The 19,609-nt window shown below is 40.0% G+C and carries 14 protein-coding genes and 1 tRNA gene; 12 read left to right on the top strand and 3 right to left on the bottom strand.

Features of this window, described 5'->3' with window-relative positions:
• The first annotated feature begins 25 nt into the window (after nt 1-25).
• Nucleotides 26-97 (top strand) — tRNA-Arg (locus MB14_RS09205).
• Nucleotides 98-427: 330 nt separating this feature from the next.
• Here MB14_RS09205 and MB14_RS09200 read toward each other — a convergent pair.
• Together MB14_RS09200 and MB14_RS09195 are read right to left on the bottom strand one after the other, a co-directional pair.
• Nucleotides 428-1,333 (bottom strand): nucleotidyl transferase AbiEii/AbiGii toxin family protein, encoded by a 906-nt coding sequence (locus tag MB14_RS09200; protein WP_062591271.1) that lies wholly within the window; start codon nt 1,331-1,333, stop codon nt 428-430.
• The gene (locus tag MB14_RS09195; protein WP_062591270.1) at nt 1,314-2,096 is read right to left on the bottom strand and encodes a type IV toxin-antitoxin system AbiEi family antitoxin; all 783 of its coding nucleotides are present in this window, start codon (nt 2,094-2,096) and stop codon (nt 1,314-1,316) included. The genes MB14_RS09200 and MB14_RS09195 overlap by 20 nt, the downstream gene beginning before the upstream one ends.
• A gap of 287 nt (nt 2,097-2,383) precedes the next feature.
• Here MB14_RS09195 and dinB point away from each other — a divergent pair, with 287 nt between their 5' ends.
• From dinB to trhA, 6 genes are all read left to right on the top strand, one after another.
• On the top strand, nt 2,384-3,595 hold the full coding sequence (gene dinB, locus MB14_RS09190) for a DNA polymerase IV (RefSeq protein WP_062591447.1): 1,212 nt from the start codon (nt 2,384-2,386) through the stop codon (nt 3,593-3,595).
• Between the two features lie 22 nt (nt 3,596-3,617).
• Nucleotides 3,618-6,623, top strand: coding sequence for a DNA polymerase III subunit alpha (locus tag MB14_RS09185; protein WP_062591269.1), 3,006 nt, complete (start codon nt 3,618-3,620; stop codon nt 6,621-6,623).
• A gap of 189 nt (nt 6,624-6,812) precedes the next feature.
• Nucleotides 6,813-8,687, top strand: coding sequence for a CBS domain-containing protein (locus MB14_RS09180; protein WP_062591268.1), 1,875 nt, complete (start codon nt 6,813-6,815; stop codon nt 8,685-8,687).
• Nucleotides 8,688-8,699: 12 nt separating this feature from the next.
• A complete protein-coding gene (locus MB14_RS09175) occupies nt 8,700-9,656 on the top strand; it encodes a M14 family metallopeptidase (protein ID WP_062591267.1) in 957 nt (318 codons plus the stop codon).
• Between the two features lie 80 nt (nt 9,657-9,736).
• Nucleotides 9,737-10,555 (top strand): ion transporter, encoded by an 819-nt coding sequence (locus MB14_RS09170; protein WP_062591266.1) that lies wholly within the window; start codon nt 9,737-9,739, stop codon nt 10,553-10,555.
• Complete coding sequence (gene trhA / locus MB14_RS09165) at nt 10,545-11,204, top strand: PAQR family membrane homeostasis protein TrhA (protein ID WP_062591265.1); 660 nt, start codon at nt 10,545-10,547, stop codon at nt 11,202-11,204. Before MB14_RS09170 ends, trhA begins: the two co-directional genes overlap by 11 nt.
• Here trhA and MB14_RS09160 read toward each other — a convergent pair.
• Nucleotides 11,201-11,743: a 2'-5' RNA ligase family protein gene (locus MB14_RS09160; protein WP_062591264.1), complete on the bottom strand. Its 543-nt coding sequence runs from the start codon at nt 11,741-11,743 to the stop codon at nt 11,201-11,203. The genes trhA and MB14_RS09160 overlap by 4 nt on opposite strands.
• 154 nt (nt 11,744-11,897) lie before the next feature.
• On the opposite strand from MB14_RS09160, the gene MB14_RS09155 reads away from it, so the two are divergent.
• From MB14_RS09155 to MB14_RS09135, 5 genes are all read left to right on the top strand, one after another.
• Entirely contained in the window at nt 11,898-12,395 is a 498-nt protein-coding gene (locus tag MB14_RS09155) for a hypothetical protein (RefSeq protein WP_062591263.1), read from the top strand.
• A gap of 69 nt (nt 12,396-12,464) precedes the next feature.
• The gene (locus tag MB14_RS09150; RefSeq protein WP_062591262.1) at nt 12,465-13,664 is read left to right on the top strand and encodes a hypothetical protein; all 1,200 of its coding nucleotides are present in this window, start codon (nt 12,465-12,467) and stop codon (nt 13,662-13,664) included.
• A 79-nt stretch (nt 13,665-13,743) separates the two neighbouring features.
• On the top strand, nt 13,744-16,278 hold the full coding sequence (locus MB14_RS09145) for a M14 family metallopeptidase (protein ID WP_062591261.1): 2,535 nt from the start codon (nt 13,744-13,746) through the stop codon (nt 16,276-16,278).
• A 441-nt stretch (nt 16,279-16,719) separates the two neighbouring features.
• Complete coding sequence (locus tag MB14_RS09140; RefSeq protein WP_062591260.1) at nt 16,720-17,541, top strand: helix-turn-helix domain-containing protein; 822 nt, start codon at nt 16,720-16,722, stop codon at nt 17,539-17,541.
• A gap of 128 nt (nt 17,542-17,669) precedes the next feature.
• On the top strand, nt 17,670-19,609 hold a 1,940-nt coding region (locus MB14_RS09135), incomplete at its 3' end, for a hypothetical protein (protein ID WP_157716563.1).

The raw sequence follows: 19,609 nt of genomic DNA, 5'->3' as shown, positions 1-19,609 counted from the left end.
AATTTTGCCTCTCTTAGAAAGGAATGGTCCCGTAGTTCAACGGATAGAATAGAAGTTTCCTAAACTTTAGATACAAGTTCGATTCTTGTCGGGATCACTTTTAACAATAACTAACAACTGTAAACAAGAGGTAAGCCACTGAAAAACAGTGGCTTATTTGCTGTTAAGGCCTGTTAGTTCTCTTGTCCTGTCTTGTTAGTTCCCGTAAATTGTTATACAAATTATGGGAGTCTCTTTTAAGCCAATTTTCAATCGAAACTATTAATGAACCACAAGGAATACGATAACTAAAAATAAAGAGGAGTCCTTAAGTTGGAATCTCCTGATTTTCCTTCATATGAGGATTTTGAAGTAGAGATCAGCTATTGTAATGCATGTGGTAATTGTTATTGGGATGGGTGTGTGAAGATGTGTGGGTGTGAATAGACTACAAACTATCCAAAAGTTCATTAAGCAGCTTGGAGAGCTCTAAGTGTTTTCTGGGGTTGTCTTCTTTTAACCGTTTCAGGTTTTGTGATTTCCATTGAACCGATGGGAATCGTTCAAAATTATAGATACTCCAGTTAGGGCTAAGTTCTTTAAGGCTTAATAGAAACTTCTTGTCTTGATCTTCCAAGTTGTTCTGAATAGTTTTTATCAATTCTAGTCTCGTTGCCTCATATTCTTCATAAGTGAATGGTTCAATGGTCATTCCTTCAAACTGATTGATAAACGCCTGACTTTGGTCGAGTAGGTTTGGGCTTAAAAGTTCATGAATAGGTCGGTTACTGCTAAGAATACAAAGAATCAATCCTTTTTTGATTTCTTCAGTAAGCCCTTCATTTTCCAACATTAGTTTAACATCAAACAAATCTCTGGGATGTTGCCTGTCAAGGGCAGCGCAGATTTTTCCGCCATAAAGCTGGCCGATAGAAACTACTTGCGTAGCACAAAAAGCATCGAATTCTTCCTGAGCACTATTACATAAAACCAGCTTGACAGGAGGCTCTAGTAGCCCTCGATTCGTTTGATTGACCTCTATCTTGATTTGAACACCTCGATTGACAACCTGAAGCTTTGAAATATCTTTTTGAAATTGAATATCTGCTGAAGGTAAAATATTTGTAATGTTTTCCTTTATGCGTAATAAGGCTTCAGCAATCCTTTGAAAAGAAGTATTTCTATCTTCAATAGGGATATAAGTGAGGTCTATATCTACCGAAAGCCGGGGCATGTCTCTTACAAAAAGGTTGATGGCCGTGCCTCCATGGAGTGCGAAACATTCTTCTTTGGCCACTTCAGGAAGTACTTGAAGCATTAGTGAAACCTGAGATTTATAGAATGGTTCCGCCATTACTTTCCAATGCTTTAGGTACTGTGATTTTGTATTTGCTTACATAAGCACCATTTTCTACAAGACTTCTTTTTCCGTGCCCTAGATCTATTTTCTCAAGGTTCAAGTACTCAAACCAGCTGTGCTTTGCTTTTTCGGCCATGTAGAGAAATAGCCGCTTTACTTTTACGGATGTACAACTTTCCAAAAGTTCTTGCACTTGGTCAGGCCTTAGATTGTTCAAAGGCTCAAATAATTCATAGCATTCTGTAAAGTCCTCATTGTTTGAGCTTAGGTAAAGGCATTCCATTAAAGCTCTAGCTGGACTGGATATTTTTATAGCGAACTCTTTGACCTGAAATTCAGTGAGCCCTAAGGTACTATCTAAAAACTTGGTAGAGAAGTATTCTATCTGGGTTCCCCAATTATGCTGAATGAACCAAGTGGGTAAGTTTTCTCCTTTGGTTCCAAATAGGTAAACCCTTTTACTTGAAAGCTCTAAATAATGGGCTTTGCCTTGCATAGCTAAGGCAGACTTGCCTCCAAAATGAGTTGATAGCCCCAGTTGAGTTTGAAGGGAATAGAGCGCGCCTGATATATTTACATGGTCGCCTGTGCGTATCATGGCTCCGGACCCTATGGACTCTAGCCATTGACTTTCTCGATACCTTCTCTGGAGATCGAAGCTATACCCTTTATCTACAAGCCAAGAGGCAAGAAGTACAGTTCCTCTAGGTTGTATTTTAAGAAGTTGGTTTATTTTAGATGTATTAACAGTACTCACAGTACGAATATATGATTTATTTTAAACCAACACCATTAAGTGGTTTATAAAAATGTACAGAGCAGTACTTATAGTACGACTATTAATGTCAAAATAAACCAATCACTCTTCTTCCAAGTAGAGTATTCTTATTTAAGATTTCGATAAACCGATAATATAGGTATCAAAAACTCCATCCCGCAGAACTAATAACCCTTAATTGTTTTAGTATTTTCAATCATAAAATCTAATAATTTTAGTTAACTAAAATTATTAGATTTGTGTTAACTTTTGGAAAGACTACTGAATTGGAAAAGACGATCCTTCATCTCGATATGGATACATTTTTTGTGTCTGTTGAACGCCTGCTCGATAATAGACTTATTGGCAAGCCTGTACTTATTGGCGGGGTTACCGATCGCGGGGTAGTGGCGGCTTGTAGTTACGAGGCGCGGGCTTATGGAGTGCATTCGGCCATGCCCATGAAACGAGCCAAAGAACTTTGTCCAGATGCCATCCAAATTCGGGGTAATTCCGCTACTTATACCAATTATTCCGAGGACGTAACCAACATCATAAAAGAAACAGTACCGCTTTACGAAAAATCATCTATCGATGAGTTTTATGCTGACTTGACAGGCTTAGATAAGTTTTACAATAGCTATACCATGGCTTTGGAGCTGCGTAAACGGATTATTAAAGAAACTGGGCTGCCCATTTCTTTTGGTTTATCGAAGAATAAAACCATTTCTAAAATAGCTACAGGCGAAGCAAAGCCAAATAATCAAATTATGGTAGAGTTGGGCACAGAAGTGCCCTTTATTGCTCCGCTTTCCATCAGTAAAATCCCGATGGTGGGTGAAAAAGCTCAACAAACACTGTACAGTTTGGGAGTAAAGCAAATCAAGACCATTCAGGAAATGCCTATGGAGCTGATGGAAAAAGTGCTGGGCAAAAATGGGGTGAGCATTTGGAAGAAGGCGCAGGCGCTGGACAGTTCGCCAGTGATGCCTTACAACGAACGAAAGTCAATTTCTACGGAAAGAACTTTTGACCGAGACACTATTGATGTAGTTAAACTTAAAGGTATACTGCTGGCCATGGCCGAAAATCTTGCTTTTCAGTTGCGCAGGGGTCAAAAGCTTACTTCTTGCGTTACTGTCAAAGTCCGCTATTCCGATTTCAATACTTATACGCTTCAGTCTCGAATTCCATATACCTCTGCAGACCATGTACTGATTGCGAAGGTATTGGAGCTGTTTAATAAACTCTACCATAAACGACTTTTGGTCAGACTGATTGGAGTCCGCTTTAGTCATTTGGTGGAAGGAAGTTACCAGATCAATCTTTTTGAAGACATAGAAGAGCAGCTCAATCTTTATCATGCCATGGACAAAATGCGCGACAAATATGGTGACCGTGTAGTGATGCGCGCAGCTGGTATGGAAGCTAGAACCATCAGTCGTTTCAATCCATTTAATGGTGAACCTCCACCATTGTTGCCGAACAGGAGACGATAATTGATAAAAAAATGGCCTTAGCATGTACCTCAACACCCATTCCTATTTTAGCTTTAAATACGGCACTATTAAAACAGCCGAGTTGCTTGCTCAAATGCAGAGAGCCGGGGTGCGTACTTTTGCTTTAACGGACATTAATAGCACGGCTGCCAGTCTCAATTTTGTACGGATGGCACCAAAATATGGAGTCAAGCCAGTTTTGGGAATTGATTTCAGAAATGGAGCCGACCAGCTTTTTGTAGCCATTGCCAAAAACAACGAGGGCTTTAAAGAGCTTAATGATTACCTCTCTAAGTTTCTTCATTCGGGAGAAAATGTTCCAGACCGAGCTCCAGCTTTTCAGCATGCTTTTGTGGTGTACCCTTTTCAGAAATACACCCATTTTCAGCTTCGCGAAAACGAATTTATTGGTATAAAGCCTGCCGATTTAATTAAGCTGGTTTATCCGCCACACCAGATGGAAAAGACCAAACTGGTGATGTTGCCAACCGCTACATTCAGAAGTAAAATTGATAAAGAGACTGGGGAAAGGGTTGTCCTGAAAAAGGACTTTAATGCCCATCGTTTGTTGCGAGCCATTGATAACAATACACTACTGAGTAAACTGCCTAAGACAGAAGAAGGCAGCGCAGAGGATTTCATTCGGCCTGTGGAGGAGTTAAAGGAACTGCATCGAGATCACCCCTATATGATCACCAATACCGAAAAGCTACTGGATGAATGCAGTATCCATTTTGATTTCGAAGGGGAAAACCTGAATAAAAATCAACGCACTTATTGCGGTAGTCCCGAGGCAGATTATCAAATGTTGGAAAGGCTTTGCAAAAAAGGTTTTGATTATCGTTACCCACAGCCTACCCAAGAAATTCTAAATCGTATTCAAACGGAATTAGAGGTGATCAAGCAACAGGGTTTTATGTCTTATTTTTTGATCAATTGGCGCATTTGTCAGTATGCCCGAAGCAAAGGCTATTTCTATGTAGGTAGAGGCAGTGGAGCCAACTCTGTAGTGGCTTATTTACTGCGTATTACTGATGTAGACCCCATAGAACTCGACCTTTATTTCGAGCGTTTTATCAATCTTTATAGAAAAAATCCACCTGATTTCGATATTGATTTTTCGTGGAAAGACAGAGAAGACATTACCAACTTCATTTTTTCAGAATTTAAGAATGTTAGCTTGTTGGCTGCTTATAGTACTTTTCAGTTTAGGGCCATTGTGCGCGAACTGGGCAAAGTACTCGGTGTGCCTCCGCACGAGATTGATTATATCCAGTCGGCTAAAGTGGAGGACTTGGACGAGCTACATTTGCTGGTTTTGCGTTATGGAAAGTACATCGAGAATTTTCCCAGCCACCTGAGTATTCATGCGGGCGGAATTCTGATTTCGGAGCAACCCATCCATTATTATACTGCTACCTACCTTCCCCCCAAGGGTTTTCCTACCACTCATTTCGATATGGTTGTGGCCGAAGATGTGGGCTTATATAAATTCGATATTCTGAGCCAGCGCGGTTTGGGAAAGATCAAGGAGAGCTTGTCAATTATTTCTAAAAATCACCCTGAAGATCCGTATTTTGATATTCATAATATTGCTCAGTTTAAAAAAGACCCAAAAATCAAAGCCATGCTGCGCGAAGGGCAGGCCATCGGTTGCTTTTATGTAGAATCGCCCGCCATGCGCATGCTGCTCAAAAAACTGAGGGTGGAAGAGTACCTGGGCCTGGTGGCGGCCAGTTCGGTCATTCGGCCTGGGGTGGCCAAATCGGGCATGATGCGCCAATATATTTTGCGCTTTCGCGAACCCGAAAAACGAAAAGAAGCTCACCCAACCATGTTAAGTATTATGCCCGAAACTTTTGGTGTAATGGTGTATCAGGAAGATGTAATTAAAGTGGCACATTACTTTGCCGACCTTACTTTGGCCGAAGCCGATGTGTTGCGCAGGGGTATGTCGGGGAAATATCGTTCACGTGAGGAGTTTCAAAGCGTTCGTGATAAGTATTTTGAAAATTGCGCGGCCAAAGGCCATTCTCATCAGTTGGCAGCAGAAATATGGCGGCAAATCGAAAGCTTTGCTGGTTATGCTTTTGCTAAAGGTCATTCGGCCAGTTATGCTGTAGAAAGTTACCAAAGCCTTTTTCTGAAAGCCTATTATCCGCTGGAATACATGGTAGCAACCATGAACAACGGTGGTGGTTTTTACAGTGTGGAGTTATATGCGCACGAGGCCTTTATGCACGGAGCTGATATTCAAGCGCCTTGTGTAAATCAAAGCGAACAACTCTGTACCATTTATGGTAACACCATTTTTATGGGCTTGGCATTTATTGGTGCGTTAGAACAAAACACGGTACAGGAAGTGCTCACAGAAAGGCAAAAGAACGGAGTATTTATGAGCTTCGATCACTTCTTGAAAAGGGTACAGATTTCGCTCGATCAGCTAAGCTTGCTTATCCGAATTAATGCTTTTCGTTTTACAGGCTACACCAAAAAGGAATTGCTTTGGGAGGCTTATCTTAAGCTAGGCCAGCAGAAAAAAACCAAACCAGCCAAAATGCTTTTCGATCCAGAAGTAAAGCACTATAAATTACCTGAACTCAACTATGATCTGTTGGAAGATGCTTTTGATCAGATTGAATTACTTGGCTTTCCGCTTTGCAACCCTTTCCATTTATTAAAAGAGCAGCCAGAAAAAGAGGTGATGGCAAGGGAAATGGAGCAGCATAGAAACAAGCTAGTGAAAATGGTGGGTTACTTAATTCATGTAAAGAGCACTACTACTTCGGGCGGAAAACGAATGCAGTTTGGGACATGGATTGACCGTGAAGGCCACTTTATAGACAGCACCCATTTTCCTCCAGTAGCAGCAAAGTACCCTTTTAGAGGGAAAGGTATTTATGAAATTACAGGCAAGGTGGTAGAAGAGTTTGATTTTTTCAGTCTGGAAGTGGTAGCTATGCAAAAGCTTCCATTTATCCATGATCCTCGCTTAGCATTGGCCTCAAGACATGCGAGTAATGGATAATCCTTGTGGAAAATCTACCCAACCTTCTACATTTTGTTTCGCTAACGCTACAAAATAGCAACGGATACATAAAACCAATTCCTTTACCTAAACTGGGCTATTTCATTTTAAAATAGGATAAATAGATAATTCACTTCAGTGAGGTGGGCTTGGAACAGATTTTTCTTTACAAAAGCAAAATCACCAAAAATGGATAAGCACCACCTACAAGAAATAAAGACACAAGAGCAGCACATGGCCTTTGAGAAAAGTGTTCTTGATGATATTGAGGCATTGAAATTCATGCTGCGCGAAGATTGGTTTGAAAACGATATTCAACGGATTGGTTCCGAACAGGAAATGGACATTGTGAATGAACTCTGCCGACCCGCCTTGGTAGGAAATGATATTGTGAACGAGCTAGATCGGAGTGATGTAGTAGAAGAATATGCTCGATTCAACCTAGAAATCAATAGTGATCCTATTGAATTGTATGGGGGCTGTTTCGATCAATTACATCGGCAATTAAAAGATAAACTGCATGTAATTCAAACCAAGGCCAAAGAGCATAAAAGCGCAGTGTTATTGACTGGAATTTTGCCTACGCTTCGAAACTCAGACCTTAGTTTAGGTGCATTGTCGCCTAGTTTGCGCTATAAAACAATGCTCAAGTTGATTAATCAGCGCAGGGGAGGAAACTACGAATTTCATATCGAAGGAATTGACCAATTGATTAGTAGGGAGAACCCAACGGTGTATGGAGGTTCGTTCACAAGCTTTCAAATCCATTTACAGATTCCCTCACCGGACTTTGCGGAGGCCTATAATTGGGCGCAGTTAATCTCAGGTCCAGTGATGGCGGCTTGTACCAATAGTCCTATTTTTTTAGGGAAGCGTTTGTGGCACGAAACCCGAATTGCCCTGTTTGGCCAAACTACAGACACTCGAAAACCTTATAAAAACCTAATTAATGAAAGGCCGAGAGCAGCTTTTGGCGATGACTATGTGACCAAAGGAATTGTTGACCTTTTCAAACGAGACATTACCAATTACAAGGCTTTTGTCATGACTAACTCGGATGCTAACTCGTTGGAAACTGTGAAAAACGGACAAGTACCTTCATTGGAGTCTCTTAAATTTCATAACGGAACTGTATACCGTTGGAACCGTCCATGTTTGGGTACCGAAGGCAAAAAGCCTCATTTAAGGATTGAGAACAGGTATATTCCTTCAGGCCCTACTTTGGTAGATGAAATTGCCAATGCTGCTTTCTGGATTGGCTTAATGGAGGGACGCCCTAAAGAGGTTAAAGATTTTTCTAAACTTTTAGCTTTTGATCATGTGCGTGCTAATTTTTCTAAAGCAGCACAATGGGGTTTAGAAAGTCAGTTTCGTTGGTTTGAAGGTGAACTCGTGCCCGCACAAGACCTTATTCTAGATCACTTGCTACCCATGGCAAAGGATGGACTAGAGAAAAAAGGGGTGTCGAAAGACTCTATAGATAAGTATTTGAATATTATTGAACATAGAGTGGCTAAGGCAAAAACTGGGTCGATTTGGATGCTAGATAGTTTTAGAAACTTGAGAAAAAATGCTTCAGTATCTGATGCTTCTCTTACCATTACTTCTTTCTGTAAAGAAAATTGCTTGCTCGAAACGCCCGTACACGAATGGCCAATTCTGACCAAAAAGTACGCCTATTTTAGCCCAATTAAGAGCAAAACAGCCGAAGACATTATGAACTCCGACATTTTCACCATAAGGAAACATGACTTGCTTGATTTTGGTGATCAGGTAATGCAATGGAAGAACTTGACGCACGTGCCAGTAGAAGATGAGAAGGGAAAACTATGCGGAATATTAGCCAAGTCAGATATTTCTGAAAAGTCGAATCGAGAATGTGCTGTGGAGGAAGTGATGCTTAAAGACTTTATAAGTGTTTGTCCTGAAACTTCTTTTTTAGAGGTGAAAAAACTCATGAAGAAGAATGGAATACACTGTTTGCCTGTCATGGTTAAAGGAACATTGGCAGGTCTTATTTTAGAAGAGGATGTAAAAAAAGTAAGTGAATTTGAGTCCTCATAAAACTAATGAATTATGAATGACACAGAACAAAGGGTACATCTTGCTCCATTAATAGAAGATATTGAACTGGAGCGAATTGTTGGTAAAATTGAAAACAAAGAGTCCAATCGATTAGGGGTAATTACTACTGGCGTTCACGGTAATGAGCCGAGTAGTGTTTTTGCCGCAAAGAAAGTACTTCGAAAAATAGAGCTTGCTAAACTGAAACTGAAAGGCACGCTTTTAGTATTGACCGGAAACATAAAAGCCTTACAACAAAACGTTCGGTTTATAGATGAAGATTTAAACAGGTTATGGGAAAGTAAACGGATTCGCTCTTTTATTAAAGCTCCTAAAACCTCAGAAGAAAAGGAGGCCAAAGAGATGTATGAAGCCATGGAGCCATACTTAGGTAGATATGCTGAGAGCTTTTTCTTAGACTGTCATACCACTTCCTCTCAAACCATGCCTTACATCAGTTCGGCAGATCAAGCAGATAGTTACCGCTTTGCGCAGCAATTCCCAGTACATACCGTGGTTGGGTTTTCCAATCATGTGGCGTGGTCGCTCAATGATTTTTTTATGGATGAAGGATTTACCGGTTTTACTTTTGAGGCGGGCCATCACCATGCTTTTACTTCTTTAGAAAACCATGAAGCCATGATTTGGCTCTTTCTGTGTAAGTCGGGCTTAATTGATCCCGATGACTTAGAAGACAAAGATGAGTGCCGAAGTAATTTGGCAAAATATGCGCCCGATGGCGCAAGCTTATTTCAAATTCAGTACCATCATAAACTTGTAGATAGAAATAGTTTTGTTATGAATCCGGGCTATGTCAACTTTCAAAAAATAAAGAAAGGTGAACATTTGGCAGTAGAGCATGAGAAGGAGGTAGTGTCTCATCTAGATGGTAGAATTTTGATGCCGTTATACCAAAAACTGGGGCAAGAAGGTTTTTTTATTATAACCCCGCACCATTATAATAATTAACAATAACAGGCCTTAGGCTTAGAATAATTACAAAGCATTTTTTGGAAACGACATTCTATAAATAATTACTACTTTTGAGAATGCACAAAAGCCTAAGGAAAAGGATTTACATCATCATATTTGAAGCCGATACACCTGCGGGTAAGGCCTTTGATGTAGCTTTACTTTGGGCCATTGTAATTAGTGTATTGGCAGTAATTTTAGAAAGCGTAAAATCACTTAACGAGCATTACGGTCAGCTTTTTAAAATAGTAGAATGGGTACTCACCATAGGTTTCTCTATTGAGTTTATTCTGCGTTTATATGTTTCTGAAACCCCCAGAAAATACGCCTTTAGCTTCTACGGAATCATTGATTTATTGGCAGTATTACCTGCTTATATCAGTCTGGTTTTTACCGGAACTCAGTACCTACTTATTATTCGTGCATTAAGATTGCTCAGGGTTTTTAGAATTTTAAAACTAGGGCGCTTTGTGGGTGAAGGCGAACAATTGGCCAGAGCTTTAAAGGCTAGTAGGCATAAAATAACAGTGTTTTTAGGTTCGGTACTTACGGTGGTAATGATTACCGGAACGGCCATGTACATGATCGAGGGAGGCGAAAACGGCTTTACCAGTATTCCAGTCAGTATGTATTGGGCCATTGTAACACTTACTACGGTAGGCTATGGCGATATTGCCCCGCAAACTGTAATTGGTCAGTCATTGGCTTCGTTTATTATGATTATGGGTTATGCAATTATAGCCGTACCTACAGGTATTGTAACCGCAGAACTGACCAAAGACAACGCTGAAAGAAAAAAAGTAAAGTGTCCGAATTGTCATCAAACAGGACATGAAGCCATTGCGCATTACTGCAAATTTTGTGGCACTGCGTTAATACTTCCAGATGAAAAATAAGCAGAAACTAGAAGCGTACTCTCCTGAAGAAGAATTAGCTAACGCATGGACACATGGAATTGCGACCGTTTTAGCGATCGTTGGGACGGTATTCTTATTATTGAAAACCCCAGCAAATGCTACTGAAAAACAAGTTGGGTTCTTGGTGTTTGGCCTGAGCATGGTTTTGCTTTATGCCGCTTCAACGGCTTATCACAGTGTCAAATCACAACAGCGAAAATCATTATATAAGAAGTTAGATCACATCGCCATTTACGTTCTAATCGCAGGAACTTTTACGCCATTTTGTTGGGTGGTGCTTCGCGAAGAAGCTTTGGGGATGAATGTGCTAGTCGCTGTTTGGGCAATTGCCTTTGCAGGCACCATTTTCAAGATTTTCTTTACTGGCAAGCTCGAAGTGTTTTCTCTCATTTCTTATTTGGGAATGGGCTGGTTGGGCTTTACTCTGTTCTCGCGTTTGTCAGAGTTGATTTCTCCAGAAGCTGTAAACTTGATGCTCTATGGCGGATTGTGCTACACGGGGGGCGTGATTTTTTACCTGATGCGTAAACTGAAATACCATCATGCCATTTGGCACATTTTTGTTACGGCTGGAACCGCATTTCATTTTGCAGCAGTCTATTTGTTTGTGCTTCCCTTCGGAAATTAATTTTTAGGTTTGAAAATAAATTCGTGAAACGGATGCCACTGTTTGCCATCATGTTTTAATAGCCAAAAAGAATTGACTTCGATTTCACCCTCGAAGCTTTTGTGCTCAAATTCGGGCCAAGCTTTGTAAAAACCTTCCTTTTTTAAGTCTCGAAAAGCCACGGTTATGTGCGGATGAAAGCCACGGTTATGTGTGGGGTTAAAAAGCTTCATTTCACGCCAAGTAAAGCGGGTAAGTTGCTCTTGAAATGCATTCAGTTCTGTAGAAGGCTTATTCTTAATGAAGATAGCTTTCGGGGGGAAAGCCCCAAAACCATCCAATTGAATTTTAAATGGATTTACATTAGTTGTTTGTGCAAGTAAATTAATCAGTTGAGCTTCTTTCTTTGCTTTCCATAGAAAAGGCATATGCAAAGTGAGGTGAGCTGGCGACCGTAAAGCACCTTTACTTCTGTAAGCTTCCACAAAATACTGTTTGACTTTCATGATTTCAGAAGCCAAAGGTTCGGTGGGAAGAATAGCGATGAAGTAGCGGTTCACGGTTCTGGGTTTAGTATTCAAAATTAGGCTTACTTTTTTTGAACAAGAGTCTTTTGGTGTAATAATTCTTTCTTAAAAAAAGAGAGGTGTCAAAGTACAGTTTTAAGGTTTATGGCATAACCTTTGGTAACGACTGCTTAAATTTGAAGCCTTTATGCAAGCACCTAAATACTTTTTAGTCATACTACTTTCTTTTACCTTTTTAATGGGGTGTAAAAACGATGATGACTCTCCAAAAATTAAGTTCTCAGCAGAACAATTAAAAGCGGTGTATGGTAACTCTCAAAAGTCATGGAGAGTAACGGCCTACTATACCAATTATAGCAATAATGAATTGAGTGATTTTAATGATTGCTATAAAGACGATGTCTACATTTTTAAAGCTGATAACCAAGAAGTTGAAGTTGTTTTAGGAGAATTGGGTTGTTATTGGCCTGAGCCGGACGAGCAAGTGGCTACGGTAAAGTATTTTTATGATGAACCCACTGGTAAATTTATCATAGAGCACAGTAGAGGTGAGACAAGTGGTGATCTTTTTGCTTCGCAATACTATTTGTTGGAACTCGAAGAAATGTCTGAAACCCGTTTACTTTTTGGCTCAGGCGAAAATGGAAAGTACTCCCGAGCAATTGTATTGGAGGCTGCTGAATGAGTGAATAGATTTTAATTTGTTTTTCTTCAGATAGAAAATAAGTTAATTTCCGAAGTTGAAATTGACTTTATGAAAAGATACTCGCTTTACCTTCTATTCGTATCGGCTTTTGGTTTGCTCATAAGCTGCGGTAGTACTAATGAAAAATCGGCTGATGTTGCTGCTGTTTACGAATTGAAAATTGTCGATTCCGTCCAAGTTAACCTCCTGTCTTCAGGCTTAAATATTGCCGATGTAAAGGACGAAACAGGTGAAATTTTGGCCTATCAAACGAGGCCTCCAGTAGCGTACATACTTAACCCAGAAGGTGAAGTGCTTAAAACTATGGACCGGCCATCAGCCGACCCACAAGCCGTGGGAGATTACTTACTCTCTGGTGAATTTTATGAGGATGGAATTGCTTTAATGGGGCGTACACAAGTGAAAACCTACGACATGGATTTCAACTTCAGAAAGTCAACAAAAGCTCACATAAACTATTCAGGTATGATTCATATGGGCCTGAATCAGGTTTTTGAAATCAAAGGCAAAGATCATAATAGATTACTGGCTTATATGGGGCCAGAAACAGATTTAGGAGCTCATTTGCCAGAGTTTTATAAAGAATTCAAAGTAGCGACTATTGTCGATCCTCATTTGGCTGGAGAAGAAAGCTTGACTCCTGAGAACTTAGATAATGAAGTGTACAAACCGATTGGTGGACTTACGGACGATAGCAGGTATGTTTCAGCAGGGAAGGCTTTCTACTTTATGAAACCTGTGATTGATGTAAGGGACAATATGCTTTACTATGCCTATGAGGATGATACTTCCTTATTTACAGTCTCACTTCCGAGTGGAGAGTTGGTAGAGAAAATCCGCATTCCGTTTGATAACTTTATTTTGTTTGAAGGCTATACCATGGGTGAAGCAGGCTTTAAAGAGCAAATGGAGCCTAGAGATTGGAGTGGGAAAATTAGTAAACTCTATAAGGTTGGTGATTTTGAAGTACTGATTTATTCTTCTGGAATAAAGTTAAAAGATGTTCAAGCCCTTGGTCTGGATTCGCCCGACTTTAGAGAAAAGATTTCAAAAGCCAATCCTCAAAAACACTTAATCTTGAAAAATGGAGTCAGAATGAATTCCAACCTGAGTCTTCCTGAAAAAATAACTTATTTCGATATGGCAGATAATGAGGGCTTTCTTTGGGCGCATCAAGACATTAGCAAGCTAGAAGAAGAACCCGACTTGATTACTTTTTATAAGCTCAAAGTGGTTGAGGTGAAGTAAACTCATTCAACCGATCAGGAAAATCAAGTTTGGCAAGAAATTAATTAGCCGTAAATTCCTCGCTGTTAACTCTACATTTATGAAAAGAACACTCCTCTGCCTGTGCCTTTTGGCATTCACACTTTTTCAAACCCAAGCGCAATCGCTTAAAAGCCCAGATGAATTCTTGGGATATAAATTGGGTACACGATTTACACCTAATTATAAAGTGGTAGACTACTATGAGTACGTCACCAATCAGCTGAGCAATGCAAAAATTCATCAGTATGGCCAAACCAATGAGCTGCGCCCTTTAGTTGCCGCAATTGTATCGTCTCAAGAAAATATCGATAACTGGGAAACCATTCGTACCGATAACCTGAAAAGAGCAAAACTGATGGAAGGCGAGCCTTCTGGAAAGAAAATCGGTATAGTTTGGTTAAGTTATAACGTGCATGGCAACGAAGCGAACTCTACAGAAACGGCAATGAAAACGCTTTATGAAATTGCAAGGCCAGACAATACAACCTCAAGAGAATGGTTGAAAAACACAGTCATAATTTTCGATCCTTGCATCAACCCTGATGGCCGTGACCGTTACTCTAACTGGATCAACCAAGTGGCTGGTACTACGCCCAACCCAAATCCAGAGGCTGCCGAACATAACGAGCCTTGGCCAGGAGGAAGAGCAAACCATTATTTGTTTGATTTGAACAGAGACTGGGCTTGGCAAACACAAGTAGAATCTCAGCAGCGTATGAAATTCTACAATACGGTAATGCCGCATATTCATGTGGATTTCCATGAGCAGGGTAGCAATAGTCCTTATTATTTCGCGCCAGCTGCAGAGCCAGTTCACGATCAGGTAACGCAGTGGCAAAGAGATTTTCAAGACATTATTGGTAAAAACCACGCCAAGTATTTTGACGAAAACGGTTGGCTATTCTTTACTAAAGAAAGCTTCGATATGCTGTACCCAAGTTATGGTGACTCTTATCCGATGTTCAACGGAGCTATTGGCATGACTTACGAGCAAGGCAGTAGCGATTTGGCCATTCTTACAGATGAGGGCGACACCTTGAAACTAGAAGATGCGATTGCACATCATTATACCACTGGAATGTCTACGGTAGAAACCGCTTCTAAATACAGCGAAAAAATGGTAGATGAGTTTGCTAACTTCTTTAATAAATCAGTGAACAACCCTAAAGCCAAGTATAAAACTTATATTGTAAGAGGAACGAACCACCCAGACAAACTTAAAAAGTTGACTGATTTTTTAGATAGCCAGCAAATTGTTTATGGCATTGGTTCCTCTAGCAAGGCTGTGTCTTCATTTAATTACCTAACAGGTAAAACGGAGAATGCTGGTGTTCAGAATGGTGATATTATCATTAGTGCTTTTCAACCTAAAGCAGTTTTGGTGCAGGCGTTTTTCGAACCAAATACTTTTGCCAGTACTTCCGATACCTATGACATTACCGCTTGGGCTGTGCCTTACATGATGGGATTAGACGCTTATGCTACTGAAACCAAAATGGACGTAAAGCCAGCTAAGTACTCTAAACCACAAGGTCAGGTAAACGTAGGCAGCAAACCAGCCGCTTATTTATTGAAGTGGGAGACTTTAGAGGATGCTAAGTTCTTAGGACATTTGCTTAAAAACGACATCAAATTGAGGTTTGCAGAAGAGCCGTTTTCAGTAGCAGGCAACTCTTATACACCTGGAACGCTAATCATTACCAGAAAAGGAAACATGCACATGGGCAGTAAGTTTGACGACATCGTGAAAAATGCCGCAAAAACTTACGACAGAAACCTTACTTCTACCCCAACTACTTTTGTGGAAACGGGTAAAGATTTTGGTTCAAATGGAGTGAAATTTTTGGACGCGCCTAAAATCTTGGTATTAAGAGGGGATGGCGTTTCTTCACTTGGTTTTGGTGAGTTCTGGTATTTTATGGAACAAGAGCTCAACTACCCAATCACTATGGTAGATGTAAACGACTTCGGGCGCATTAACCTCGACAACTACAATACTTTGGTATTGCCAAGTGGTTCTTACGGAAGTGCTTTGGGCGGTAGCCGCATGGATGATGTGAAAAGTTGGGTACGTGGAGGTGGAAAAATCATCGCTATCGAACGTTCAATAAACACTTTTGCAGGAAAAGATAGTTTCAGCTTAAAAACTTATGCCAGCGATTCTGACGAGAAGGATGCCAATAAGAAAACGGATGAACAAAAGGAAAAGGAAGCTTTAACACCTTATGCCGATAGAGGTGATCTTTTCGCAAGCTCTCGTTTGCCGGGCGCAATTTTTAAATTGAAAGTGGACAATACGCACCCGCTTGCTTTCGGATATCCTGATTACTACTTCACCTTAAAAAACAACAGCAGTCGTTATGCTTACTTAGCAGGTGGAGGTAATGTTGGAATTATCGAAGGAGTTGACTCTTACGTGAGTGGAGTAGCTGGAGATAAGGCCAAAGAAAGACTAGCCAAATCTGTAGTTTTCGGTGTTGAAGGCTATGGCAGAGGCTCTATTGTATATATGGCCGATAACCCACTTTTCCGTGCCTTCTGGCAAAACGGAAAGTTGTTTGTTGCCAACTCAATTTTCTTTGTAGGGCAGTAACGTATTGACTTATATTTAGAAAGCCCCCTAACTCAATTGAGTTATGGGGCTTTCTAATTTTTAAATGGTATTGTGTATGTTTTTGGCCTTTGAAATAAAAATGTAGATTTTTCTTTGTTGTTTTTTCGTCATGTAATTCAGTGTTATTTTTTGATACCCAGTGGTTTGTAAACTAGTGTGTTGCTTATAGTATAAGCATGAGCTCTGTTGGTTCTCCAATAAAATAATCGAACTGAAATTAATAATATTTCGAATTAATAATATGTTGCTTTGTTTATCTGGTTAAGACAGGAAAGTCAAAAATCAGCTTACAGAGACTCAATTTACTTCGTATATGTGCTATTTGTTATTTTCATTCGAAGATGACCGTGATTTTATTATTCAAGAATTTTCATTTCTAGGCTTCAAGCCATCGCCTGATAAGCTTTTAACACGTGTGTTATGAGTTTAAAGGTTTCTCATATTAAACCCAAGCATGAGCTTTTGAACGTAGTTCATTCATTCTTTGTAATGGAGTATGACCAGCAAACAGAACGCGCTGATTTTTTATTGCCAAGCGGAAGATCTGCTTTTTTTTATATAGAAACTGATGAAGAATTTTACGTTGAATATGACGGACTGAACCGTAAATCTTTGGTAGATAGCGGCTTTTATTTGGCTTGTATTGACAGTATGGCTAAGTATTCTCATAAGAAGGTTCGTGTGATTGGGGCTTCTATACATCCAATTTATTTAGGACTCCTTTTTCGGATAAAACCTAAGGATATCTTAAACAACTTCACAAGGCTCGATACTATTGATAAGCTGGAAGGGAATAAATTACCATTGCCTAATATTCAACTGAAGACTTTAGATGTAGTTGACAGAATGGAGGCATTTATGAATGAGCAACTTGGAAATAACCCGATACGAGTCGATGTTGAGCGAATTTATAAAAGAATAGTAAACACTAATGCATTTACGATAACGGTAACCGATTTGGCCGAATGGATGGGGTATACAGAACGGCATATTGTGAATATTTTCAATGAGTATGTTGGCCTTAGTCCAAAAAGATTTATTCAGTTGACGCGCTTTAACGAATCTCTTAAGCTGTTAGATAAGATGGAGGATACTGATAAGTTATCTGACGTTGCTTATCAGATGGGTTATCATGACCAGGCGCATTTCAGTAGTGATTTTAAGAAATTTTGTGGAAAAACACCTAAGCAATTAAGGAAAGAACGTTCCTCTAGCGCCTATCTTCTTCGCCAAGGCTTCTAATAACTGATAATAATCCTCATTTCCGATTTCTACAATTTACTTTCTTCTAAAGGCCGTTTTTTTGTCTCTGAAAAAATCTGCAACTGTGATTTCACCTCACAATTATAGTTGCACATAATTTTTATAACATGAGAATCACCAAATCCCTAGGCAAAAGCATACTACTCTGTTTTTTTCTACTTCTTTCTACTTCCTCGTTTAAGTTAAAAACGGAGGATGGTTCAGATGCACCTATTAGTAATACACTCACTCATGGCGATATAGCCTTTATTGGGGTAAATGAAGATCCAGGCCCAACGTCTGGCGGTGACCATAGCTTCACTTGGGTAGCCTTGAAAGACATACCGGCTGGAGAAGTGATATACTTTACCGAAGAGGGTTGGAGAACCAGAAATACAGACACGAGTGTAGACGCTAATTTTACTTCAAGTGGCTACTGGGTAGGGACTTCCGAAGGGCATTTTAAATGGACAGCTCCTGCCGGAGGTCTTTCAAAAGGTTCTGTAGTCCATATCTACGAAACAGGTACTGATGTGATGAATGTAATAGGTGGAGGTACTGTATCTGGTATTCTGTCTGGTACAGGATGGAATTTATTAGGAGGAGATCAGGTAATTGCATATCAGTCTTCTAGTGGTGTTAGACCAGCTGGAATAGTACCTACTTTTATTGCTGCAATTCATTTAGATGATGGACTAAGCATTGGCTATGATACCAACACAGGTTGGTCAGATCTAAATAATGCTGCTGGAGGTACAGCCTATAGTAATGTACCTCCTGGCTTAACTAATGGGTTTAACTGTATTGCACTATTCAACCCAAATAATCCTGATGATCATGAGAATGATAATGTAAGGTATAAAGGGATAACTACAGGAACTAAAACTCAGTTGATGAGAGCCATTAACAGTGACTATGCTTTGGGTGCTGGTAATTGGGAAGGAAATAACTCAGCAGCGTACGATATCACTTCCTCTGGTTATAATACCTTTACCGTTTCTCCAAATAGCTCCTCATCTACAGGTTCTCTCGCAGGAGCAGCTGTCGAGTTTGTAGAGCTAACTTCTACTAAGACTATAAATAATTCAGACGATAATCTTTTAGGTGCAGCAGCTGATTATAGTGTTGAATTTGAAATTGGTTCAAATAAAAATTTATATGTAGATTTTGATGAAGCTACATTGACGTTGGCAGGTAGAAATAGCAGCACTATTAATGCTAATGTCATTAATTTTAATTTTTCTGGGGGTACGTTTGGCACAATTACAGGTGCTTCAATTAATACATTAGAATCTAGCATTAACACTACGGGACTATCAATTTCACATACTGCCAATAGCATTGCTATTTCTGGGCTACTTAACTTTGATTTCTCTAATAATGTAACCATTGGCGCAGTAGTCTTTAATATTGTGACCAGTGGTGCCGTGTCTGACAACACTGCTCCAAGCTTCGAAAACAGTACTCCAAGTTCTTCTTCAGTTACCCAAACAGGCTTTACTTTAGGCACAGACATCGATGAAGCTGGAACCATCTATTATATAGTAGTGCCCGATGGTGCAACCGCCCCAACTTCAGCAGAAGTAAAAGCAGGTACAGCCTCAGGAGGAGGTGCTGCAGTAACTAGCGGGAATGCGGCAGTAACTACAGGAGCTTTTACAAATAACTTTAGCGTTACCGGCCTAACATCTAATACAGCATATGATGTATATGTAGTTGCTCAAGATGATGAAGGAACCCCAAATTTACAAGCAACTCCGACCAAGGTGGATATTACAACAGCAGCAGATGTAACCGCTCCAACCGTAACAAGCGTTTCTGTTCCCCCTAACGCAACATACATTGCCGGCCAGAATTTAGATTTCACGGTTAATTTCTCTGAGAACGTAACTGCAGTAACAACAGGCGGAACCCCCCAATTGGCAGTAACAATAGGTTCTACCACCCGTTGGGCAACATATCATAGTGGTTCAGGAACAAGTGGCTTACTCTTTAGATATGTTGTACAGTCAGGAGAAACAGATTCTGATGGCATTTCTGTGGGAACCCTTGCCGCTAACGGAGGCAC

The sequence above is a fragment of the Roseivirga ehrenbergii genome (assembly GCF_001593005.1).
GTDB lineage: Bacteria > Bacteroidota > Bacteroidia > Cytophagales > Cyclobacteriaceae > Roseivirga > Roseivirga ehrenbergii.
The sequence above is the reverse complement of the archived record's forward strand: the minus strand, read 5'-3'. Positions and strand labels throughout refer to the sequence as shown.

Excerpts from the sequence above, each read along its gene's own strand:
- MB14_RS09200 (WP_062591271.1), bottom strand. The coding sequence starts at position 1,333 with ATGGCGGAACCATTCTATAAATCTCAGGTTTCACTAATGCTTCAAGTA.
- MB14_RS09185 (WP_062591269.1), top strand. The coding sequence starts at position 3,618 with ATGTACCTCAACACCCATTCCTATTTTAGCTTTAAATACGGCACTATT.
- MB14_RS09180 (WP_062591268.1), top strand. The coding sequence starts at position 6,813 with ATGGATAAGCACCACCTACAAGAAATAAAGACACAAGAGCAGCACATG.
- MB14_RS09175 (WP_062591267.1), top strand. The coding sequence starts at position 8,700 with ATGAATGACACAGAACAAAGGGTACATCTTGCTCCATTAATAGAAGAT.
- MB14_RS09170 (WP_062591266.1), top strand. The coding sequence starts at position 9,737 with ATGCACAAAAGCCTAAGGAAAAGGATTTACATCATCATATTTGAAGCC.
- trhA (WP_062591265.1), top strand. The coding sequence starts at position 10,545 with ATGAAAAATAAGCAGAAACTAGAAGCGTACTCTCCTGAAGAAGAATTA.
- MB14_RS09155 (WP_062591263.1), top strand. The coding sequence starts at position 11,898 with ATGCAAGCACCTAAATACTTTTTAGTCATACTACTTTCTTTTACCTTT.
- MB14_RS09150 (WP_062591262.1), top strand. The coding sequence starts at position 12,465 with ATGAAAAGATACTCGCTTTACCTTCTATTCGTATCGGCTTTTGGTTTG.
- MB14_RS09145 (WP_062591261.1), top strand. The coding sequence starts at position 13,744 with ATGAAAAGAACACTCCTCTGCCTGTGCCTTTTGGCATTCACACTTTTT.
- MB14_RS09140 (WP_062591260.1), top strand. The coding sequence starts at position 16,720 with ATGAGTTTAAAGGTTTCTCATATTAAACCCAAGCATGAGCTTTTGAAC.